The following is a 21,331-nucleotide window of genomic DNA, read 5'->3' on the forward strand; positions in this document are numbered from 1 at the left end:
GGTATCGGGCGAGAGTTGTCCAGCGCACCAGTGCAATACAGCCTCGAAGTTGCTTTACGCCACAAAACTCCGGAGCCGTCTATGGATTGAGTAGCGCGACACGGGCACGAGTTCGGTTTCGCGATCGACCGAAGGTGCGTCTCGCGCGATCGGGTAGGACGCTACTCGCGAGATTAGCCGACATCCCGGCCACGCTGAATGGGTATCGCGGAAAGTTATTGCGTCGAACTACAGGAGAATGTCATGACCGCGCGGCCGGAGCCCTTCTTCAGTTGGACGGCGCGACGGATCGAACTCGATCGGCTCCGCGAATCCGAGTCCTCCGATCTGGTGTTGGACGAACTCGTGTCGCTCGGAACCGGCACGGCGCGACTGATCGCCACCCGCGACGACGCCGATGTCGACTACCTCGCTCTGATCGTCGGCGACGTCGCAGACGGACATAACATCGCGGTCCGCGGCGTCGACGAGGAGGCGCTACTCATCGAGGGCAGCCGAACAGAGTCCTCTCCGGAGATCCTGATCGGGTTGCGGGCCGCACAGAGCATCTGCGGTTGCTCCGATGCTCGGCACGTCGACAGCCAGCTGTGCCTGGACGGTCCGATCCGGACGATGATCGCATCGATCGGCGTGAGGTCCGTCGTCGTCGACTGGTACCACGTGATCTCTGCGGTCGCGTGAACCGAGCTACTCACCCCGACAGCTCGGCCCGCCACAAATTCGGGTAGCGCGCCACTCGCGGAATTCGGGAGCCGACGCCGGAGAGTGGAGGGAGTCCCATGAGCGCCACCGGCGATCGAAAACTAAAGGTAAGTAGACACATTGACGCGACGACGAGCGCGCCGCGATCCAGAGCAAAAGGACGAAACAGTGATGTTTCCACAAGATTCCGACCGTGACGGCGACGGGGCCGATGCCGATTCGCGGGCCGAGACGACGGGCCGTCAGGTCGTGGTGTTCACGGACGACGGGAGGCGAGCGGGTCCCACAGCACTCCTACGGTCCCTCACCGGCGTCTCGACCGTAACAAGAAGTAGCGAGTTTGATTCTTCGGCAATGGATCTCGAACTGGCGGAAGTGTCCGACGCAGTTCTGTTCGACGAACTCGGAATTGCCGTAGTGACCGCGGACCCCGACCAGTTGGTCGCACTCCGCACCGCAGTCGCCTCGCCCGACGTCGCGGTCCTCTCGGTCGAACCCGAGTTGTTCCACCATGCGCTGGACAGTGAAGACACCGTCGTAGAGATCGCACGGCCTGAGAACGGCGCAGCCGCGCCAGTAGACCTCGACCACTTCCTGGATACGCCGGAGTTCACCTGGGGACTGCAAGCGACGCGCACCACGACGTCGGAATGCAGTGGGCGCGGTGTCAGGATCGCCGTCCTCGACACCGGATTCGACCTCACCCACCCGGATTTCCAGGGTCGCACCATCACGGCCCAGTCGTTCGTTCCGGGTGCAGCACCCCAGGACGGGCACGGACACGGCACGCATTGCATCGGAACGGCCTGCGGTCCGGCGGCAGCGACCGGCACCCGTCGATACGGAGTGGCTCACGAGGCCGACATCTTCGTCGGGAAGGTTCTGTCGGATCAGGGGCGTGGCGTGGACGGTGGGATCCTCGCAGGAATCGAGTGGGCCATCGCCAATGGTTGTCACATCGTCTCGATGTCGCTCGGTGCCGACGTCGCGTCGGTGTCCGTCGCCTACGAGACGGTGGGGCAGCGAGCGCTGGCGGCCGGAGTGCTGATCGTGGCCGCGGCCGGCAACAACGCGAACAGAGCCGCCGGACGCCCGGGACTGGTCGGCGTACCCGCCAACAGTCCGTCGATCATGGCCGTCGCTGCAGTCGACCCCGATCTCGGGCTGGCCAATTTCTCTGCTGCGAGTAACCCCGTCGCCGGTGGTCAGATCGACGTGGCAGGACCTGGCGTGCGGGTGTTCTCGTCGGTGCCGATGCCTGCGCGCTACGGCTCCAAGAATGGAACGAGTATGGCCACTCCGCACGTCGCGGGCATCGCTGCCCTGTGGTGCGAGAAGACCGGGCGCACCGGCCGCGATCTGTGGTCACTGCTCACCCAGCATTCCCGGCGGCTCGGGTTGCCGTCACTCGATGTGGGTGCCGGGCTGATCCAGGCATCCAGGCATCCAGGCATCCAGGCATCCAGGTAGAAGTGCCCGACGTATCGTGCCCGGCATGGTCGGGATCAGTGTCACGGTGGACGCCGACCACGTCGAGGACATCGACGTGGTCGGCGTCGCGCTGGCCGAGGAGGGCATGCGGATCGACGCGATGCACCGCACGATCGGAATCATCTCCGGTTCCGTCCCCGCGGGCCGACTCGCAGCCCTCGAGGCAGTTCCGGGCGTCCTGGCCATCGAACTGGAGCAGCACGTCGACATCCGCCGTAGCGGCCCTGAACCGTGGTAGGCGACGTCAGACGCGGATGCTCCGCGCGATCACACCCAGCAGTTCTGCGATCTCCGACCCGACATTCAGGAATGTCTCCTCGTCCTTGCCGACCGGATCGGAAATGTCCTCCGGCGTCCCGTCCGACTTGTGCTGAGGACGGGCCGATGCCAGGTCGGCGACAGTCTTGGCGTCCGACGCCTCGGCTAGCCGGGCAGCCTCCTTCAGCGTGAACGTCTTCTTCAGCTGCTCCGGGGCCAGCGCCAGCACCTTCTCGCGCTGACGCTCGGTCATCGTCAACACCAGATCGGCATCCGCCGCCAGATCGGCGGTGAGCATCCGCGCGGTGAAATCGCTCGGATCACCGCCGAGCCCTTCGAGGACTTGCGCGGCCGTCGGTTCCATCGGGCGTCCGACCGCGGCGCGGGTACCTGCACTTTCGGCAGTCAGATCGGTGATCCCGAGCTCCTCGGCGTATGCCACTGCGAGGCGCTCAGCCGTTGGGGAGCGACAGACGTTTCCGGTGCAGACGAAGAGAACATGCATGGGCGAAGCATAGGGTCTCGCCCCGCACCGTTCGTACACGCACTGTTGGCTTCGAGCATCAGTCGGGTAAATATCGCGCTCACCTGCACTGGTTATCAAGGGTGCATGCGCTGCACCGTGTTTGGAACCGGATACCTGGGAGCCACCCACGCCGCCTGTATGGCGGAACTGGGCCACGACGTCCTGGGCGTCGACATCGATCCCGGAAAAGTGGCGAAGCTCTCCTCCGGGGAGGTCCCGTTCTACGAGCCCGGGCTGGGGGAGGTTCTGCGCCGGAACATCGACGCCGGCCGACTGCACTTCACCACGTCGTACAGCGAGGCCGCCGAGTTCGCCGACCTCCACTTTCTCGGTGTCGGCACCCCGCAGAAGAAGGGCGAGTACGCCGCGGACCTGCGGCACGTGCATTCGGTGATCGACACACTCGCGCCGCTGCTCGATCGCCCTGCCGTCATCGTCGGCAAGTCGACCGTTCCCGTCGGGACGGCGGCGGAGCTGGGTGCGCGGGCCCGGGCGCTTGCACCGGCGGGTGACGCCGTGGAAGTGGCGTGGAATCCGGAGTTCCTGCGGGAGGGCTTCGCCGTCGAGGACACCCTGCACCCCGACCGGATGGTGCTGGGAGTGGACCGCCAGCGCCCCGGACGCGCCGAGACCGAGTTGCGCGAACTGTATGCCCGCCTGCTCGGCGAGGACATTCCGTTCCTGGTCACCGACCTCGCCACCGCGGAACTGGTGAAGGTCTCGGCCAATGCGTTCCTCGCCACCAAGATCTCCTTCATCAACGCCATCTCCGAGGTCTGCGAGGCAACCGGCGCCGACGTCACCCAACTTGCCGACGCCCTCGGGTATGACGCGCGGATCGGCCGGCGCTTCCTCAACGCCGGGCTGGGCTTCGGCGGCGGCTGCCTGCCCAAGGACATCCGCGCATTCATGGCGCGGGCGGGTGAGCTGGGCGCGAACCAGGCACTGCACTTCCTCCGGGAGGTCGACAGCATCAACATGCGGCGTCGCACCCGGATGGTGGAGTTGGCGGCGCAGGTGTGCGGAGGTTCGCTGCTCGGCGCCAATGTCGCCGTGCTCGGCGCGGCATTCAAGCCCGAATCCGACGACGTCCGTGATTCGCCGGCACTGAACGTCGCGGGAATGATGCAGTTGCACGGGGCAGTGGTCAGCGTCTACGACCCGAAAGCCCTGGACAACTCACGCAGACTGTTCCCGACGCTGAACTACGCGACATCGGCGGTCGAGGCGTGCGACAACGCCGACGCCGTGCTTCTGCTCACCGAGTGGGCGGAGTTCGCGGCCCTGAAACCCGAGGATCTGAACGACGTGGTCCGGGCCCGGGTGATGGTCGACGGCCGCAACTGTCTCGACGCCGCGGACTGGCGCACCGCAGGGTGGGTCTATCGAGGTCTCGGGAGGGGATAGCGCGCGCAGATAACGGTTTGTGACCTCGCGGTTCCCCGCGATAACGGGTTGACGATCTCCGCTCCCGCGGCATCGGCGGGCGGTAGCGTCAGCCTCAATCGCAACGGAGGGCTGGCGATGTCGAAGGCACGTCACGGATCCCCACTCGCACTCCTGGCTGCCGTTGCCTGTATCTGTGCGCTCGGTGTCGCCCCCGCTCGGGCGGCGGAAGTCCCGACCCTGCCGGGGCCGGCGCAATCCGACGCCGGCGCGGCCATCTCGTACGCGAAGCAGCATCCGCATTCGGCGCCCCCCGGGGCCAACGATTTCTCGTGCCGCCCCGGTCCGGCGCACCCCCACCCCGTGATCCTCGTACACGGGAGCGACGGCAGTGCCTATTCGAACTGGGCCGGGTTGAGTCCGAAATTGAAGGACGCCGGCTACTGCGTGTTCGCCCTGAACTACGGACGGAAACCGGGCACCGAACACTTCGGGATGCAGACGATGACCGAGGGAGCGGCCGAACTCGAGGTGTTCGTCGACGATGTCCTGGCCGTAACCGGTGCGGACGAGGTCGACCTGATCGGTCACTCGCAGGGCGCGACGGTAGCCCGGTACTACATCAACAGGCTCGGCGGAGCCTCGAAGGTGAACCGCTGGATCGGTCTCGCGTCCCCGTCCTACGGTGGAACGTTCTTCGGGATCGCCACGGCTCTGCAGACGCTGCCCGGCGGCAACGAGTTGATAGTGGGGATCGGTTCGGAGGCCCTCGCCGAGCAGGTGCAGGGATCGCCGTTCCTCACCGCCCTCAACGCCGGCGGTGACACCGTTCCCGGCGTCGAATACACCACGATCGGGACGCGATACGACGAGGTGATCCAGCCGTACACCAACGTCGCGCTACACGACCCCGGTGCCACCAACATCCTCGTCCAGGACCTGTGCCCGCTGGATCAGACCGGCCATTTCAACCTGCCCTACGACCCGTTCTCCCAGCAACTGGTACTCAACACGCTCGATCCTGAACACACGGTCGTGCCGCCCTGCACGTTCGTACCGCTGGGCACGGGCATCGCGGGAGTGATCATCGCGAGCAACTTCTGAGTTGCCTCTCGCCGAACGGTTGCTCGGTTGCCCCGTCGGACCGCTTCGCTAGACTGCGGGCCATGGAGTGGGGGGATTCCGGATCGAACCCGTGCACAGTCGAGTTAGGCGGCCCATGAGTTCGGTTCTAGGAGTGTCGGTCGGTGCGAGCGCGGTGCGCTTGGCACGACCCGACTCCGTGAACCGTGACGACGCCGGGAACCGGCTCGTCCCCGATTTCCGGGCCCAGGTCGTCGCCGCGGGGCGGGACCTACCGGAGGAACTCGCCGCCGAAACGATCGGCGTCGTCCTCGCCGGGGCACCCGACGCCGGGCAGGTCCGAGCCACCGGGGTCGCCTACCGCGACGAAGCCCAGGCAGGCGCCGTCCAGGCGGCGATGGCCCGGCAGCAACTCGCCAACTACCAGCTCGTCACCGAAGCCTCGGCGGCGCTGAAGTTCCTCGACGCCTCGGGCGCACTCGACGACCATGCGACGCTCCTCTTCTACGACCTGGGCAGCTCCGGGCTCACCGTGAGCGTCGTCGACCGGGCGACGGGGGAGGTGGTGGAAACGGTCCGCACCGACACGGTGAGCGGAGACGTCTTCGACCGGCTGATCCGCGACAACCAGTTGGAGAACAAGCGGATCGAGGAGCCCGGCGACGCGCCCGCCGGCCTCGCGCTCGACCTCCGCTGTCGTGAGGCGAAAGAGCGGCTCTCCACCGGCGGCGCCGTCGCGGTGCCCGGCGACGGCGGGCTGCTGTTGCTGTCCCGCGACGTCTTCGACGCACTGATCGTTGTTACCGTCGAATCTTCGGCGCGCCTCGCCCGCGACGTGATCACGAAGTCGGGACGAACCCCCGATGCCGTGGTGTTCATCGGCGGCGGTGCACGCATCCCTCTGGTGCGGTCGGTGCTGCAGTCGTGGCTCGGGTTGCCGGTCGTCGTTCCCGATCACCCCGAACTCGTTGCGGCACAGGGTGCCGCGCTACTTGCCCAGCAGGTGGTGCCGCCACCCGCCGAGGTCGCCAGGGTCCTTCCGCCGCCATACACGCCGCAGTCCGCACCGGACGCAGTCGTATCCACCTACCAGGCTCCGAGCGCGACCGTCGCACGCACCGGTGCGCCGTCGAGTACTCCGTCCTGGCTGAGCGCCGCGGCGCCGCCGCCGAGTCAGCAGGTGGCCAAGCCCCAGATCCGGGGGGCCGCGCTGGCGGGCAGCGCGCTCGCCGTGGTGGCGGTGATCGGTCTCGGACTCGGGTACGGCAAGAACCTGCTGGCACGCACCGAGGGCTCGTCTCAGCCGGTGACCACACAACTCACCACCGCATCGCCGGTCATGACCGAGGTGGCCACGCCGTCGCCGACGACGCTCCCGCCGCCTCCGACGTCCGAGGCCGTCGAAGAGCCGATCCAAACGGCGTCGCAGATCCGGATTCCGGAGCCGGAGCCCGTGCCGCCGCCCCCACCACCCGTTCCGGTGTTCCCCGGTCTGCCGCAGATCCCACTGCCGCCGTTCCCACTGCCCGAACTTCCCAGGTTCCCCGGAACGTAGTCGCCGCCGTTCTCCAGGCCTACGATGGGAATGGTTCCGGCGTAGAGAGGATGTGTGCAGTGACTGCAAATCCAGCGGAGTTCCACAGCACTCCCAACGTTCCCAGGCCTTCGGCGGCCGCGCCGGCAGACACGCGCCGGCTCGTCGCATATTCCAAGCCGATCCTGAAGATGTTCCCGCCCACCAGCGAGCATGCGGCCAAAGTGACGATGCTGACCGTCTACGCGCTGATGGTCATCGCCATCATCTTCATCGTCCTGCGGGAGTTCGGCGTCTTCAGCTAGCGGTCGCCGCGCTACTTGGAATGGCGGCCACCCCGTGACGGCTTGACCGCGGGAGCGCTGCCGGAAGGACCCGCGCCGATCGGCCGCGCCAGCATCACCGCGATCGCGGTGGTCAGCGGAACCGACAGTGCCAGGGCGATGCCACCGACCGCCGAACGCACGATCTCGATGGCCACGGCATCGCTGAGCAGCACGTCCTGGATCGATCGCCCCGCCACACTGAACAGCAACAGCAGCGGCAACGCCCCGCCGGCATACGCGAGGACGAGGGTGTAGACGGTGCTGGCGATGTGATCGCGACCGACGCGCATCGCCGAACCGAATATCTGACGCCGGGAGGCGTCGGGGTCCAGCGACGCCAGTTCGAACGCGGACGCCGCCTGCGTGATGGTGACGTCGTTGAGCACACCCAGTGAGCCGATGATGAAGCCGGCGAGCAGGAGTCCGGTGATGCTGACGTGCTGTATGTACGTCTGGACGTTGGTGTTCTGTTCCTCGGAAAGCCCAGTGAGACGAGTCATCTCGATGGTGGCGTAGGAGAGGATCGCCGCCACCAGCATCGACGCGAGAGTGCCCAGCAACGCAGAACTCGTTCGCAGGGAGACACCGTGCGCGAGATACAGCACGGCATACAGGATCACGGCGCCGGAGACGAGGGCCACCGGGATCGCGGGTTGTCCGTCCAGCAGGGCCGGGAGCGTGAACAGGACGAGCACGCCGAACGAGACGACGATGCCGACGAGTGCCCGGAATCCGCGCCACCGCGCGACCGCGATCACGACGACGGCGAACGCGAGGGCAATGAGGGTGACGGGCAGGCCGCGCGCATAGTCCTCGAACGAGTACTCCGTGGTGCCGTTCACGTCCGTCTGACGGGACAGCCGGATCTTCTCGCCCACCCGGAGGTCGGGCTGCCCGGGGCCGGGAATGATTTCGAGCAGCGTCTGGGTACCGGTGTTGGGACCGGACTCGATGTCGACGATGCTGCGCTGGCACTCGTACGCGCCGGCCGGCGGCGGCAACGGGGTGCCGGTGAAGACGCGCCCGGCCGACGGGCTTCCGCAGTCGCCGATGTTCTGCATCGTGACCGTGCCCGACTCCGTGACGACTGCACCGCCCTGGGCGCTCTGGAAGGGCTGTTCGACGTCGACGCTCGGCTTGCCGGGCCACAACGCGATGGCGCCGATGAGCACCGCGACGCCGATGGCGACGAGGAGTCCGACGACCACCTTGGCGGCCACAGGTCCCATCGGGGCCGGTCCGTCGCTGTGGCCGTGGCCGTGGCCGTGTCCGTGTCCGTGTCCGTGGAATTCGCTCATCGGCCGCGTCGCGTCGGCTGCTGGGGGGATTGTCTCGGCACGCACGACAGGGTAGTCGGACGGGGACCGGCGACGCTGGGACGGAAGTGGCGTGAGGTGCCAGTGTTGCCACGCTGTCAGGCTCGTATTGCTCTCGTGTCGCTTATATGTCGCCGGTGTGATTAGATATCGAAGCATGGCCCGCAGCAGCTAATCTGCAGCGAACGCCGAACTCCACGCAGGGGTGGTCCGGAACTCCGAACGAGGGGTGTGTTCCGCGGACGCAGAGCCGCTGCGTGGAGAGATTTGCCGAGCTGGGTGGCGGGGTACAGGGGGGGTTGACCCCGCCACCAACCTGGCGCCCACAGGGGGGGAGGGGCGACAGGTGCTCGAGGCACTCGAGGTGCCGGTTGCCAATCTACCGACACGGTAGGGGTATTCGTCAACCGGGTAGGTGAAATCGCCCACATGTCGTGACCTCGTACCCCGACGGCCTAGGATTATGGCCGTTCGGAGGTGTTCCAGTGCGAATCTCGCGGCAGTCGCGATCCAGCAACCATCTTCGCCGGATCGTGGCGGAGATGGCTATTCCCGTGCCCTGGAACAGGGATCAGCTCGTCGCCGGCGTCGCAGCTCGTCGTGGCCGTCCGATTCACCTGGTCCCGGTCTCGCACGCCCTCGTCCAGGGCGGTCATTCCGGTCTCTGGCTCGCACGGGCCGACGACGACGTGATCCTGTACGCAGCAGGGACGTCGGACGTGCACGCCACCCACATCATCTGCCACGAACTGGCACACATGGAGCTCGGCCACGACCGCGACACGATCGGGGACACCACCGTCGATTCGACGGCCTTGTCGGTCGCCGCGCCAACGGTCGACACGGCGCGCGTGGTCAAAATGCTCGGCCGGTCCAACTACTCGAACGACCAGGAATACGAGGCGGAACTTCTCGCCACCCTGATCATGGCGGGTCGTCGAGCGGGCACGAGCGGCGACACCGTCGGTGACGCACGGGTGTCGCGGATGCTCGGAACGTTCTGACGCCGTGTACGAACCGCCCACCTATGTGAGCTGGCCGCTCCTCGCCGTCGTCTGGGGAACGACCCTCCTGCGCCTGGCTCTCGTCCGGTCGACTGTCGCCGAACGCCGGATGAACGCCGCCCTCGTCTTCGCGTCCCTCTCCCTGGTCCTCCAGCGGTCACTGGCACAGATCTGGCTCGACCGGTGGTTCGGGTACGGGTTCGCGAACACCCTCAGTAACGTCTGCATCATCTTGACCGCGGCGTCGCTGATCAGTCTCTTCTCCGCGTGGGCGCTCGGCCCGGCGCGCCTTCCCCGGATCCACGTCGTCTCGCTGTCGATGTGTGCCGTCGCGGGGGCAATCCTGATCGGCCTGAGCACGCCGGCGCGATCGCGGGGCGTCGCCATAGCCGACGAGGGCGGCTGGCCCTTCGCGACGTACTGCATCACGTACGCGGTTCCGATCCTGTCCGTCGCCCTGCTCAACCTGTGGATCTCGCTGAAGGCCGTGCGCAGCGCGACACCGGGACGCGAGCGCCGGGTGTTTCTCGCGGTCATCGCCCTGTCGTTGTTCGAGGTGTTCGACATGGGAGTCGTCGTGACGACCGGCGTGGTCAACGCGGTCAGCGAAGACAACGCCCTGACCGAATCGCACAGCGACTCGGGGGCGTTCATCCGCCTGCTCGTCGTGTCGGCGGGCGCGCTCATCTCGGTCGGACCGGTGGTACGGGCGCTCGGTCACCGGTGGCGGTCGCGGCAAGTCACCCGGCGTCTGCAACCGATGTGGCGGACCCTGACCGGTGCGGTGCCCGAAGTGGTCCTGGAACTGCGACCGGCGGATCGCCGGGCACTGTCGGCCCGGAGCCGCCTCGACCGCATGAGCGTCGAGATCCGCGACGCGATCATGATCCTCGACCGGCACGTGGTGTTCGAACTCGGCGGGCATTCCGGCACCGCACCGCCCGTGGTCACGGCGACGCGGCTGCACCTCGCGTGCCTGGCCCGCCGGGCCGGTCACCGGGCGCACGGCAGGGGCGGGACGGCGCACCTGTTCACGACCGACGTCGGCGGCGAACCGTGGGAGCTGGCCCGGCTGGCCGATCACTGGCGGGACGCCGAGCATCTGGCGGCCGAACTGTGGGCGCGTCGCCTCCCGCAGTTCGGCGGCCCCGCGGACCCGTCGGCGCGCGTCCCCGCTCAGGTCTGACGAGGATCCGGCGCCGGACCGTGACTCCGCCGCAGATTCTCCAGAAGGGGAATCAGCGATTCCATCTCCGCGGTGCTCGGTTCCGCGGATGCGTCGAGCGATCGCATCGACAAGTGCCGGACACCGGCCTCGCGAACCGCGATCTTGAAGCGGACCAGCGTGTCGTAGTCGTGGTAGCCGTCGGCGGCGAGGTACTGCTCGGGGGCGTGGAAGTGCTGCGCGACCGCCCGCAGGACGTCGGGCTCGGGCGCGTGGTGATCGTTCCTGCGCAGGGACTCGATCTCGGACGGCTCGACGGCACGGCCGAGTATCCGCGACACACCCGCGGCGACGGTGTCTTCGCCCGGTTCGGGACCGTCGAGGTCGTGGGCCAGCGAGAAGAGGCGGTTGACCCGCACCGACAGCGGCACGCCGTTCATGCGTTCACCCCCGCATCTCCGCTGCGTTCGGGATCCTCGGTGGCCACGAGTTTCACCGCGTCCTCCCATCGACGCCAGAAGCGCTCCCGGGTGGCCGCGTCGAGGCCGTCTCCCCGGCCGTAGAGGAAACGGCGATACCGTGCTTCCTCCAGTTCACGTGGGTCGGTGACCGTGGACGGTTCCTCCAGCAGGTGGCCGAACGCGAATTCGACCAGCGGCTGGCGCGGCCCGGCCGGGCCTCCGTTGACTTCCAGCAACCGCGTCACGTACGCGCCGGTGATCTTCGAGACCACCCGGCTCAGTTCGCCCGCCGCCTCGGCCAGCCCCGGAACCTCGGGGTGCGCCGCGCTCAGCTTGGTGATCTGGGTGTGCGGCCCCAGGATCTCGATGATCGTGTCCAGATCCAGCGGAATCTCCGACGGCCCGAGTGTCAGCGGGCGCGAGGTCGGTGACCGGTCCTCCCCGTCGAGCGCCTCGAGCGGAGTCGGATGACCACCGTCGAGAGTGCGAGCCGCGCTGCCCGGAGCCCAGCGGAGCGCGACGTCCAGTTTGCGGAGGGTCTCGATGCTCGGATCCGGGCCGGTCCCGTTCTCGGCGCGCGTCTGAGCTGCGTCGGACGGGCCACCCGCGGCCGTGACCTCGTCCTGTGTGAGGTTCAGCAAACGCCGTCGTCGATGGACGAATTGTCCGAAACGCGCGCGGGTGCTGGTGACCATTCGTTTCCCCCAGGAGACACGCAAGCGACGCGCGTGTCGCTTGCTGTGCGTCGATCCTACTGCTTGTAGCTGGTGAGGAAATTTCCGAACCGCTCGATGGCGACAGCGAGATCACGCGCCCACGGCAACGTCACGATGCGGAGGTGGTCGTGGTCCGGCCAGTTGAATCCGGTGCCCTGCACCATCAGGATCTTCTCCTGCAGCAGAAGGTCCTGGACCAGCTTCTCGTCGTCGTAGATCTCGTACACGTTCGGGTCGAGGCGGGGGAATGCGTACAACGCGCCCTTCGGCTTCACGCACGAGACACCGGGAATCATGTTGAGGCGTTCCCAGGCCACGTCACGCTGTTCGAGCAGTCGACCACCCGGCAGGATCAGATCCTCGATGCTCTGGTGCCCACCGAGCGCCACCTGGATGGCGTGCTGCCCGGGCACGTTCGGGCACAGACGCGTCGACGCGAGCAGGTCGAGTCCCTCGAGGAAACCCGCGGCGTGCTCCTTCGGGCCCGTGATGGCCACCCACCCGGACCGGTAGCCGGCGACGCGGTACGCCTTCGACAGGCCGTTGAACGTCAGGCACAGCAGGTCCGGGGCCAGCGTCGCCAGCGAGATGTGCTTGGCGTCGTCGTAGAGGATCTTGTCGTAGATCTCGTCCGCGAGAAGCAGCAACTGATGCTTGCGCGCCAGGTCGACGAGCTGCTGCAGCACCTCCATCGAGTACACCGCACCCGTGGGATTGTTCGGGTTGATGACCAGCAGCGCCTTGGTCTTGTCGGTGATCTTCGACTCGATGTCCGCGATGTCGGGGTTCCAGTCGTTGCCCTCGTCGCACAGGTAGTGCACCGGGGTGCCGCCGGCGAGGCTCGTCATCGCCGTCCACAGCGGGTAGTCCGGTGCCGGGATCAGCACCTCGTCGCCGTTGTCGAGGAGCGCCTGCATCGTCATCGTGATGAGCTCGGACACACCATTGCCCAGATAGATGTCGTCGACGTCGAGTTCGGGGAACCCGGCGACCAGCTCGTAGCGGGTGACGATCGCGCGCCGCGCCGACAGGATGCCCTTGGACTCGGAGTACCCCTGCGCGTACGGGAGCGCGGCGATCATGTCGCGCATGATCACGTCGGGCGCGTCGAAACCGAACGGTGCGGGGTTGCCGATGTTGAGCTTGAGGATCCGGTGGCCTTCCGCCTCCAGCCGGGCGGCGTGGGCATGTACCGGTCCACGAATCTCGTAGAGCACGTTCTGAAGCTTGGTGGACTGCTCCAGCTTGCGGTGCGGCATGCGGTGATGGCCGTGGTCTGGGTTGCTCACGAGCGTCATTCTCCCACTCCCGGGCAACCCGATTTCTACTGGTGGGTATCAGACCGCCGTCGCGTCGTCGAAACACCCCGCCCGCGCAGGTGCCCGTCGTACCCTCGAGAGGGGGTCGGATCCGTCTCGCATTCACCGCGCCCGGAGGGAATGACGCACATGTCAGCACCGGTATCCCGTCGCCCCGGACCCGTCGACATCGCGCACCACAGCCATCTCGTCGGGGTGTTCGCGCCGCAACGGGAGGAGGTGGACGTCCGGGATCTCGAGGTGATCGGCGAACTACCCGCCGATCTTCACGGCGCCTATCTGCGCAACGGGCCCAACCCCCGGTTCGATCCGATCGGGACGTACGTCTATCCGCTCGACGGCGACGGCATGGTCCACCGAATCGAAATCGCCGACGGTGCGGCCCGGTACACCAACCGCTTCGTCCGAACCCCGATGGTGCAGGCGGAGGAGAAGGCCGGGCACGTCATCTGGCCCGGCGTCACCGATCTCTACACGCCGACGGAGGACGAAGTGGCGCCCGACCTCGCGGGCACGTCGCGCGAGCTGCCCGACATCAACATCGTCCGGCACGGCGGACGGCTGCTCGCGATGGCCGAGACCACGCTGCCGTTCCGCCTCGACCCCGCCGACCTGAGCACGCTCGGGCGCGAGAACTGCGACGGCGCCATGGGTGTGGGGAGCACCGCGCACCCCAAGCTCGACCCGGTCACCGGGGAGATGGTGCTGTTCAATTACATGCTCGAGGCCCCGTACCTGACGTGGTCGGTGGTGAACCCCGACGGTTCGGTGGCACGGCCACCGACGCCGGTCGCGGGTGCGGACACGCCGCTGATGATTCACGACATGGCGCTCACCGAGCGCTACATCGTTCTGATGCTGTGCCCGCTGGTCTTCGACATCGCCGCCGTGCTGACCGGTGGGTCCGTGCTCGACTGGCGCCCCGAGGACGGCACGCGGATCGCGCTGGTGCCCCGCGACGGCGGGCCGGTCCGGTGGACGACGCACGACGCCTACTGGGTGTGGCATTTCGCGAACGCCTTCGATCTGCCGGACGGGAGGGTGAGCGTCGACTACGTGGAGTGGACCTACCCCGGTGGGTTCGCGAAGGCCCCGTCACCGTCGCTCGGCTCGTTGGTTCGCGCCGTCGTCGACCCCGGCAGCGGACGGGTGACGCGAGAGGTGGTGTGCGACCGCGACGTCGAGTTCCCGCGAGTCGACGACCGTGAGCTGACCCGAGGGCACCGCACGGTGGGGACCGTCGGCAAACTCGACCGCAGCCTGGGACGGCAGGATTCGCTGTGGTTCTTCGACACTGCCCGCGGCACCGAGGCGCACTGGGATCCGGGGAGCGTGTCGGTGGGTGAACCGATCTTCATGCCCGGCGCCGAGCACGAGTACTGGGGAATGATCGGCACAGACCGGGCCGACATGTCGTCCTGGTTCTTCGTGCTGCCCGCCGAGGTCCCCGGGTCGGGGCCGATCGGTAAGGTGCGGCTGCCGATCCGGGTTCCGGCGGGCCTTCACGGCGCGTGGCTGCCTGCGGAGTAGCGGACGGCGGAATATCCTCTGCGGATGACCTCTGCGCCTTACGGTTCCTGGCCCTCTCCGATCGCGGCGGCGGATCTCGCCTCCAGCGGCCACCCCGTCGAGGGCGGCCGGTACGTGGGCGACGACGTGTGGTGGTCGGAACTGCGACCCAGCGAAGGCGGGCGGGTCGCGGTGCGGCGCCTCGGTCTGGACGACGAACCGGAAGACGTCCTGCCCGCGCCGTGGAACGCCCGCACCCGCGTTCACGAGTACGGCGGCGGCGCCTGGACCGTCACCGACGCCGGCCGCCTGGTGTTCGCCGAGTTCAGCGATCAGCGCCTGTACCTGCTCGAAGGCGGGACGCCGGTGCCGCTGACGCCGGAGCCGCCGCAGCCCTGCTCGCTGCGGTACGGCGACCTGTCGGTGATCGACGGCGAGGTGTGGGCCGTGCGCGAGATGCACGACACGGACGGTGGCGTCTCCCGCGACATTTGTGTGATTCCGCTGGACGGGTCGGCGGCGAACGACCCGCACCGGGTGCGGTCCGTCGTCGCCGGCTCCGACTTCCTGGCCAATCCGCGGCTGTCCCCGGATCGAAGGCACCTCGCCTGGATCGCGTGGGACCACCCGCAGATGCCATGGGACGGCACCGAGCTCAGGGTCGTGGCGGTCGAAGGCGGCCGCGTGACAGGGAAGGTGCGGACACTTCTCGGCGGTCCCGAGGAATCGGTGCTGCAACCGGAATGGGACGGTCCCGCCGACCTGTACACGATCAGCGACCGCAGCGGCTGGTGGAATCTCTACCGCGTCGGCATCGACGATCCCGACCCGGTCGCGTTGTGCCCGATGGACGCCGACTTCGGCGGCGCGCTGTGGATGCTCGGCGGCCGGTGGCACACCCGCCGCGACGACGGCACACTCCTGACCGTGCGGACGTTCGGAACCGACACCCTCGCCGTCCTCGATCCCGCGACCGGTTCGCTCGTGGACATCCCGCTGGACGGGCTCACCAGCGTCGGCCTCGGGGACCGCAACGGCAACCGGATCCTGCTGCTCACCGGCGGCGCCCAGACCCCGTCGGGCCTGCGCGAACTCGACCTCGACACCGGTGCGCTCCGCACGGTCCGGCTGTCGGTCACCGAACTTCCCGAGGCGGCATATCTCCCCGAGGCCCGGCAGCTGACGTTCCAGGGCGCCGAACGTGAAGTCCACGTGATCGCCTACCCGCCGCGTCACCCGCGGTACCGGGGCGAGGACGGGGAGTTGCCGCCGTATGTGGCGTTCGTGCACGGCGGACCGACGTCGCGGGTCGCGCCTTCGCTGAATCCCGTGTTCGCGTTCTTCACCAGCCGCGGAATCGGCGTCGTCGACGTGAACTACGGCGGGTCCACGGGATACGGTCGCGAGTATCGCAACCGGCTGCGGGGACAGTGGGGGGTCGTCGACGTCGAGGACGTGGTGACGGCGGTGACCGGCCTCGCCGAGGCCGGCATGGCGGACCCCGGCCGGCTGGCGATCGAGGGCGGATCCGCCGGCGGGTGGACCGTGCTCGCGGCGCTGACCACGTCGGACGTGTTCGCGTGCGGTGCGTCCTACTTCGGGGTGGCCGAACTCGACGGGTTCGTGAAGGAGACGCACGACTTCGAGTCCCGGTACATCGACGGCCTGATCGGTCCGCTGCCCGAGGCGGCCGACCTCTACGCCGAACGTGCACCGCTGAACAACGTTGGCGGACTGAACTGCCCGGTCCTGCTCCTGCAGGGTCTCGACGATCCGATCGTGCCGCCGTCGCAGGCGGAACGGTTCCGGGATGCGCTCGTGGAGAAGGGCATCCCGCACGGTTACCTCGAGTACGAGGGGGAGTCGCACGGATTCCGGAAGCTGGCCACCCTGATCAGCTCGCGTAACGCCGAACTGTCCTTCTACGGCCAGGTATTGGGATTCGAGCCACCGGACATTCCGCGACTCGAACTCTGGCGACCCGAGGGATAGCGGCGGCCACTCCCCGGTGAACGCCGCACCTCGTCATCCCGCGAGCCGAGCCTCGCAGGAACGCGCCGCGCACGCGCACGCCTGAACCGTTGCGGGGTCGATGGCCGGGCGTCCCGCCTGGGACCGCCAAGAAGGTGGTGGGCAGTCCGACAACACCCGCAGTTCCCGGAACACGTGGGTGTCCGCGAGCAGCCGATCGGCCGCCCTGTTCAGGCTGCGGCTCGCCGACGACAGTGTCCGCGTCAGCACGGCCTGCAGCGAGCTGAGCGCCGAGTGCGCTTTCAATTCGGTGCTGCGCTGACCGAGCTGCAGATGCGGTGTGCGGCGAAGGTCCTCGAGGCCACTGTGCGCCGTCAGCTCGCGGGCCAGTGCCGGCGCGTCGGTCGCGCCCGCGCGAATCAACCTGACCGCGAACCGGATACCGAAGAGGCCGAGGTCAGGCCTCGGTGAGAGCGCCAGCCGACAGTGAGGCGTAGATGAGCATGAACACGAACAACATCCAGCCCGCACCCTGCCAGATCTGCCACCGGCCACCGGCCCGCCACACCCGGTAGGTCTGCACGAAAGCTCCGATCCCGCCCAGGAGCAGCAACGCGGGTGGGCCGAAAACAAGGACGTACTTTTCTCCGCCGGCACACTCCATCATCGACTCGGCGCGGTCACCGGACCCGATCGACATCCACGCGACCGAGAGGAGCGCAACGACCACTGCACCGCCCATGACCGCCACCGTGTACGTGGCGGCGCGGCGAAAAGTGAGATCGGCGCCCGAAGTCATCATGTCGGAGGTTACGCCGTGCGCAACGCGGGCCGTCACGGAAAACAGCAGCGCCCCCACCGTGATCGGTGGGGGCGCTGCTGTTCACTGCAGTCGGCTAGCTCTTCCGGCCCGGTGCCTTCGCGCCTGCCTTGAAACCGAGTCCGCCAGGCTTGGCCGGCGGCGGAGCCTTCACCGTTTCCGGTGCCTTGCCGTTGGATCCGTCGCCGTTCGACTCCTCGACCTTCGGAGCCGCGGTCTCGGTTGCCTCGGCCTTCGGTGCTTCAGCTGCGGGAGCCTCGGCCGCGGGTGCTTCGGCCTTCGGAGCTGCGGCCTTGGGGGCCGCGGCCTTGCGAGCTCCGGGAGCCTTGGCGCCGCTCTTGAAACCGAGCCCACCGGCCTTCGCCACCGGGGGAGCCTTCGGCGCCTCGGCAGCGGGGGCCTCCGAAGCGGAGGACGTGTCGGCGACCTGCGGTTCGGAAGCCTGGGGCTCGGCACCCTGGGGTTCGGCGATTGCCGGCTCGGCGGGAGCGTCCGCGGGAGCGGCCTTCGCGCCGGGAGCCTTCGCCTTGCCCTTCATCTGCAGACCTTTGCCCGGTGCCTTGGCGCTGGACGCGAGTCCGAGTCCCTTCGGCTTCGCCGCGGGGGCGTCCTGAGCAGGGGTTTCCGCTGCGGGAGCCTCTGTCGCCGGTGCTTCGGCAGCCGGAGCGGCGGCCTTCGCGCCGGGAGCCTTGGCGGCACCCTTCATCTGCAGACCCTTGCCGCCCGGTGCCTTCGCGCCGCCGGCGAGTCCGAGGCCCTTGGGCTTGGGTGCCTCCGCTGCGGGCGCCTCCGTACCGGCAGCCTCGGCCGTAGCAGGAGCAGCCTTCTTGGCGCCGGGTGCCTTCGCCCCGCCTGCCATGCCGAGCCCCTTGCCGGGTGCCTTGGCGCCGGGAGCCTTCGCCCCGGGTGCCTCGGCCAGGCCCTTCATCGCCAGGCCCTTGCCCGCGGGAGCTTCCGTGGCGGCCGGCGTTGCAGCGGCCTCCTCGACCTCCTCGACGCGCTCCTTCTCCACCACCTCGGCCGTGGCCTCGGCTGCTGCCGGCGATCCTGCCGGCTCGGCCGGCTTCTCGCGGGGGATGACCGTGATGTTCTCGCTCAGCTTCTCGGGCGCGAGACGCGTGATGGACGAGAGCATCAGCTGGGCGACGTCGACGACCTCGACGCCCTCGCCCTGGCCGGACTCCTGGCGAGCGGTGACGCCGTCGGTGAGCATGACGCGGCAGAACGGGCAGCCGGTCGCGATCTTCTTCGGATCCGTGCTGAGCGCCTCGTCGACCCGGTCGATGTTGATGCGCTTGCCGATGTTCTCTTCCATCCACATGCGGGCACCACCGGCACCACAGCACATGGACCGTTCGCCGTGACGGGGCATTTCCTTCAGCTTGACGCCGGAGGCTTCCATCAGCTCGCGGGGTGCGTCGTAGACCTTGTTGTGGCGACCGAGGAAGCAGGGGTCGTGGTAGGTGACGTCCTCACCGACGGACGCGACCGGAATCAGCTTCTTCTGGCGGACCAGGCGGTTGAGCAGCTGAGTGTGGTGAACCACCTCGTACTCGCCGCCGACCTCCGGGTACTCGTTGCCGAGCGCGTTGAAGCAGTGGGCGCAGGTGACGACGATCTTGCGCTTGCGCTGCTCGACGCCGTCGAAGACCGAGTTCAGCAACTCGATGTTCTGCATGGCGAGCTGCTGGAACAGGAATTCGTTACCTGCGCGGCGAGCGGAGTCACCGGTGCACGTCTCGTCGGCGCCGAGCACCATGAACTTCACGCCGGCGGTGGCGAGCAGCTCGGCGACGGCCTTGGTGGTCTTCTTGGCGCGGTCCTCGTAGGCGCCGGCGCAGCCGACCCAGAAGAGGTACTCGTAGTCCTCGAAGCTGTCTGCATCCTGGCCGAACACCGGGATCTCGAAGTCCATCTCCTTGATCCAGTTGAGACGGTCCTTGGAGTTCTGACCCCAGGGGTTGCCCTTGTTCTCGAGGTTCTTGAACAGGCCGGCCAGCTCGGACGGGAACTCCGACTCGATCAGCACCTGGTAGCGGCGCATGTCGATGATGTGGTCGACGTGCTCGATGTCGACGGGGCACTGCTCGACACACGCGCCACAGTTGGTGCAGCTCCACAGCGTCTCGGCGTCGATGACCGGAGCCAGCTCGCCTTCGACGGTTTCGCCGACCAGCTTGCGCTCGGCCTCCTGGCGTGCAGCCTCGGGGATCGCGGCCAGCTTGGCCTCGTCCACGGCGCCGTCGCCGTCCACCAGGCCGATCTCGTCGCCGCCCATGTCCTTGCGGCCACCGGCCAGCAGGTACGGGGCCTTCGCGTAACCGTGGTCGCGGAGCGACGTGATGAGCAGCTTCGGCGACAGCGGCTTGCCGGTGTTCCAGGCGGGGCACTGCGACTGGCAGCGCCCGCACTCGGTGCAGGTGGTGAAGTCCAGCCAGCCCTTCCAGGAGAAGTCCTCGATGTTGCCGGCGCCGAACGTGTCGGTATCCGGATCGGCGTCCTCCATGTTGATGGGCTTGCCACCCGACATCATGGGTTTGGCCGCACCGAGGGCGACGTCGCCGTCGTCCTCACGCTTGAAGTAGATGTTCGCGAACGCCGCGAAGCGGTGCCAGGCGACACCCCAGGTGATGTTGCGGCCGACGACGTAGAGCCAGATCATGCCCGACATCAGCTTGACGAAGGCGAAGAACGCGACCATGTTCGGGCTCGCGGGCAGCAGCTTCGCGAGGTTCATCGTGAAGAAGTCGGTCCACGGGTTGGCGTGGCCGTAGGTGGCGATCTTGCCGGCCTTCACGAAGATCATGCCCAGGCCCTCGATGAGGACGACGGCCTCGACGAAGTACGCGGCCTTGAAGTCGGAACCACTGAACCGGGACAGCCGGGCGGGCACGCGGGGGTGGTTGAGCTGGCGGATCACGATCAGCGTGGTGATACCGATGACCGTGCCGAGGCCGAGGATCTCGTCGATGAAGTGGTAGACGGCGGTGTTGCCGACCAGCGGCCAGTGGAACGCCGGGTCGAACGTCTGCCCGTACGCCTCGAACCACACGATGGCTCCGAGCATGAACCCGACCATGACCAGCCAGTGAGCCCAGCCGACGGTGCGGAACTTGCTCATACGGGTGTGCGCGATGAACTCCACACACATCTGCTTGAAGCGCGGGAAGAAGGGGCGCCATCGGTCCGGGGCCGACTGGCCGATCCGGACGACGTTGACCATCTTCAATGCGCCAGTGATGAAGGAGAACCAACATACGAGGCTCAGCAGCACGCCGATGGTGCCCAACGTGATCGTCAGGGCATTCATGTCGCGGCCTTTCGTTTCAGGGCGGCAGGGCGGCCACCTCGGGACTGCTCGTGATCCTAACGCTTGCTAAGTTACCCGCTAGTAACTTATTTAGTCTACCTGCGGGTAACTTACCGGTGTTCGGCGGGATCTCTGCAGCTCGGGCGCCGATGAGGCATGTGGTGCATGCCACAATCGGACTTTCTGTTCGTCACGTTAAAGGGTCGAAATTGCGGCGCTCACCCAAGGTCGCCCTAACTCCGGCCGGCAGCCGCCGGAGGCCGTCCGAGCGGCTTCGTGAGAGGGCTTCAGAGGTCGTTTTCGTCACGAATTCGACGCGGTTGCATTGCGTTCGGATAACGATGGGCAAATATTCCGCGTACGCACGTTCCGTCCTCTCGATAACAGGCCGAGTGACGTAATTCATCTCGTGTAATTCGCGCGAATTACACCCG

General features: G+C 67.6%; 19 protein-coding genes. 11 read left to right on the forward strand and 8 right to left on the reverse strand.

What is annotated here, in order from left to right:
- The first annotated feature begins 243 nt into the window (after positions 1 to 243).
- The 3 genes from FND50_RS09560 (at position 244) to FND50_RS09570 (ending at position 2,431) form a co-directional block, all read left to right on the forward strand.
- Positions 244 to 681: a hypothetical protein gene (locus FND50_RS09560; protein ID WP_144285580.1), complete on the forward strand. Its 438-nt coding sequence runs from the start codon at positions 244 to 246 to the stop codon at positions 679 to 681.
- Between the two features lie 192 nt (positions 682 to 873).
- On the forward strand, positions 874 to 2,172 hold the full coding sequence (locus FND50_RS09565; protein WP_397494159.1) for a S8 family peptidase: 1,299 nt from the start codon (positions 874 to 876) through the stop codon (positions 2,170 to 2,172).
- 16 nt (positions 2,173 to 2,188) lie between these two features.
- Positions 2,189 to 2,431 carry a hypothetical protein gene (locus FND50_RS09570; RefSeq protein WP_144285582.1) on the forward strand — a complete coding sequence of 81 codons (243 nt, stop codon included), beginning with the start codon at positions 2,189 to 2,191 and terminating at the stop codon, positions 2,429 to 2,431.
- 6 nt (positions 2,432 to 2,437) lie between these two features.
- Here FND50_RS09570 and FND50_RS09575 read toward each other — a convergent pair whose 3' ends face one another.
- Positions 2,438 to 2,956 carry a protein tyrosine phosphatase gene (locus tag FND50_RS09575; protein ID WP_144285583.1) on the reverse strand — a complete coding sequence of 173 codons (519 nt, stop codon included), beginning with the start codon at positions 2,954 to 2,956 and terminating at the stop codon, positions 2,438 to 2,440.
- A gap of 105 nt (positions 2,957 to 3,061) precedes the next feature.
- Here FND50_RS09575 and FND50_RS09580 point away from each other — a divergent pair, with 105 nt between their 5' ends.
- The 4 genes from FND50_RS09580 to FND50_RS09595 all read left to right on the forward strand — a co-directional run bounded on the left by FND50_RS09580 (position 3,062) and on the right by FND50_RS09595 (position 7,285).
- Positions 3,062 to 4,384, forward strand: a complete 1,323-nt coding sequence (locus tag FND50_RS09580) for a UDP-glucose/GDP-mannose dehydrogenase family protein (protein ID WP_144285584.1) — start codon at positions 3,062 to 3,064, stop codon at positions 4,382 to 4,384.
- 117 nt (positions 4,385 to 4,501) lie between these two features.
- Positions 4,502 to 5,467: a triacylglycerol lipase gene (locus FND50_RS09585; RefSeq protein WP_144285585.1), complete on the forward strand. Its 966-nt coding sequence runs from the start codon at positions 4,502 to 4,504 to the stop codon at positions 5,465 to 5,467.
- A gap of 115 nt (positions 5,468 to 5,582) precedes the next feature.
- Positions 5,583 to 7,001: an Hsp70 family protein gene (locus tag FND50_RS09590; protein ID WP_186301261.1), complete on the forward strand. Its 1,419-nt coding sequence runs from the start codon at positions 5,583 to 5,585 to the stop codon at positions 6,999 to 7,001.
- A gap of 50 nt (positions 7,002 to 7,051) precedes the next feature.
- Positions 7,052 to 7,285 carry a hypothetical protein gene (locus tag FND50_RS09595; RefSeq protein WP_231137848.1) on the forward strand — a complete coding sequence of 78 codons (234 nt, stop codon included), beginning with the start codon at positions 7,052 to 7,054 and terminating at the stop codon, positions 7,283 to 7,285.
- An 11-nt stretch (positions 7,286 to 7,296) separates the two neighbouring features.
- Here FND50_RS09595 and FND50_RS09600 read toward each other — a convergent pair whose 3' ends face one another.
- Positions 7,297 to 8,604, reverse strand: a complete 1,308-nt coding sequence (locus FND50_RS09600) for a YibE/F family protein (protein WP_144285586.1) — start codon at positions 8,602 to 8,604, stop codon at positions 7,297 to 7,299.
- 560 nt (positions 8,605 to 9,164) lie between these two features.
- On the opposite strand from FND50_RS09600, the gene FND50_RS09605 reads away from it, so the two are divergent.
- Together FND50_RS09605 and FND50_RS09610 are read left to right on the forward strand one after the other, a co-directional pair.
- Positions 9,165 to 9,626 (forward strand): hypothetical protein, encoded by a 462-nt coding sequence (locus FND50_RS09605; protein ID WP_260850952.1) that lies wholly within the window; start codon positions 9,165 to 9,167, stop codon positions 9,624 to 9,626.
- A 4-nt stretch (positions 9,627 to 9,630) separates the two neighbouring features.
- Positions 9,631 to 10,812 carry an MAB_1171c family putative transporter gene (locus tag FND50_RS09610; protein ID WP_144285588.1) on the forward strand — a complete coding sequence of 394 codons (1,182 nt, stop codon included), beginning with the start codon at positions 9,631 to 9,633 and terminating at the stop codon, positions 10,810 to 10,812.
- On the opposite strand, the gene FND50_RS09615 is transcribed toward FND50_RS09610, so the two are convergent.
- The 3 genes from FND50_RS09615 to FND50_RS09625 are packed head-to-tail and all read right to left on the reverse strand — an operon-like array spanning position 10,803 to position 13,266.
- A complete protein-coding gene (locus FND50_RS09615; protein WP_144285589.1) occupies positions 10,803 to 11,231 on the reverse strand; it encodes a hypothetical protein in 429 nt (142 codons plus the stop codon). The two genes, FND50_RS09610 and FND50_RS09615, sit on opposite strands and share 10 nt — an antisense overlap.
- Positions 11,228 to 11,947, reverse strand: coding sequence for a helix-turn-helix domain-containing protein (locus FND50_RS09620; protein WP_144285590.1), 720 nt, complete (start codon positions 11,945 to 11,947; stop codon positions 11,228 to 11,230). The genes FND50_RS09615 and FND50_RS09620 overlap by 4 nt, the downstream gene beginning before the upstream one ends.
- A 56-nt stretch (positions 11,948 to 12,003) precedes the next feature.
- Positions 12,004 to 13,266 (reverse strand): pyridoxal phosphate-dependent aminotransferase, encoded by a 1,263-nt coding sequence (locus FND50_RS09625; RefSeq protein WP_005238257.1) that lies wholly within the window; start codon positions 13,264 to 13,266, stop codon positions 12,004 to 12,006.
- Between the two features lie 150 nt (positions 13,267 to 13,416).
- Between FND50_RS09625 and FND50_RS09630 the strand changes: the two genes are divergently transcribed.
- The gene (locus tag FND50_RS09630) at positions 13,417 to 14,817 is read left to right on the forward strand and encodes a carotenoid oxygenase family protein (protein ID WP_144285591.1); all 1,401 of its coding nucleotides are present in this window, start codon (positions 13,417 to 13,419) and stop codon (positions 14,815 to 14,817) included.
- 24 nt (positions 14,818 to 14,841) lie between these two features.
- A complete protein-coding gene (locus FND50_RS09635; RefSeq protein ID WP_144285592.1) occupies positions 14,842 to 16,788 on the forward strand; it encodes a prolyl oligopeptidase family serine peptidase in 1,947 nt (648 codons plus the stop codon).
- A 33-nt stretch (positions 16,789 to 16,821) separates the two neighbouring features.
- Here the strand turns inward: FND50_RS09635 and FND50_RS09640 are convergent, their stop codons facing one another.
- From FND50_RS09640 to FND50_RS09650, 3 genes are all read right to left on the reverse strand, one after another.
- Entirely contained in the window at positions 16,822 to 17,190 is a 369-nt protein-coding gene (locus tag FND50_RS09640; protein ID WP_260850953.1) for a hypothetical protein, read from the reverse strand.
- Between the two features lie 34 nt (positions 17,191 to 17,224).
- On the reverse strand, positions 17,225 to 17,569 hold the full coding sequence (locus FND50_RS09645) for a hypothetical protein (protein WP_260850954.1): 345 nt from the start codon (positions 17,567 to 17,569) through the stop codon (positions 17,225 to 17,227).
- A gap of 94 nt (positions 17,570 to 17,663) precedes the next feature.
- Positions 17,664 to 20,897, reverse strand: coding sequence for a (Fe-S)-binding protein (locus tag FND50_RS09650; protein ID WP_144285594.1), 3,234 nt, complete (start codon positions 20,895 to 20,897; stop codon positions 17,664 to 17,666).
- Between the last annotated feature and the right edge of the window lie 434 nt (positions 20,898 to 21,331).

Source organism: Rhodococcus sp. WB9, from assembly GCF_007558985.1.
GTDB classification, from domain to species: domain Bacteria; phylum Actinomycetota; class Actinomycetes; order Mycobacteriales; family Mycobacteriaceae; genus Rhodococcus_F; species Rhodococcus_F opacus.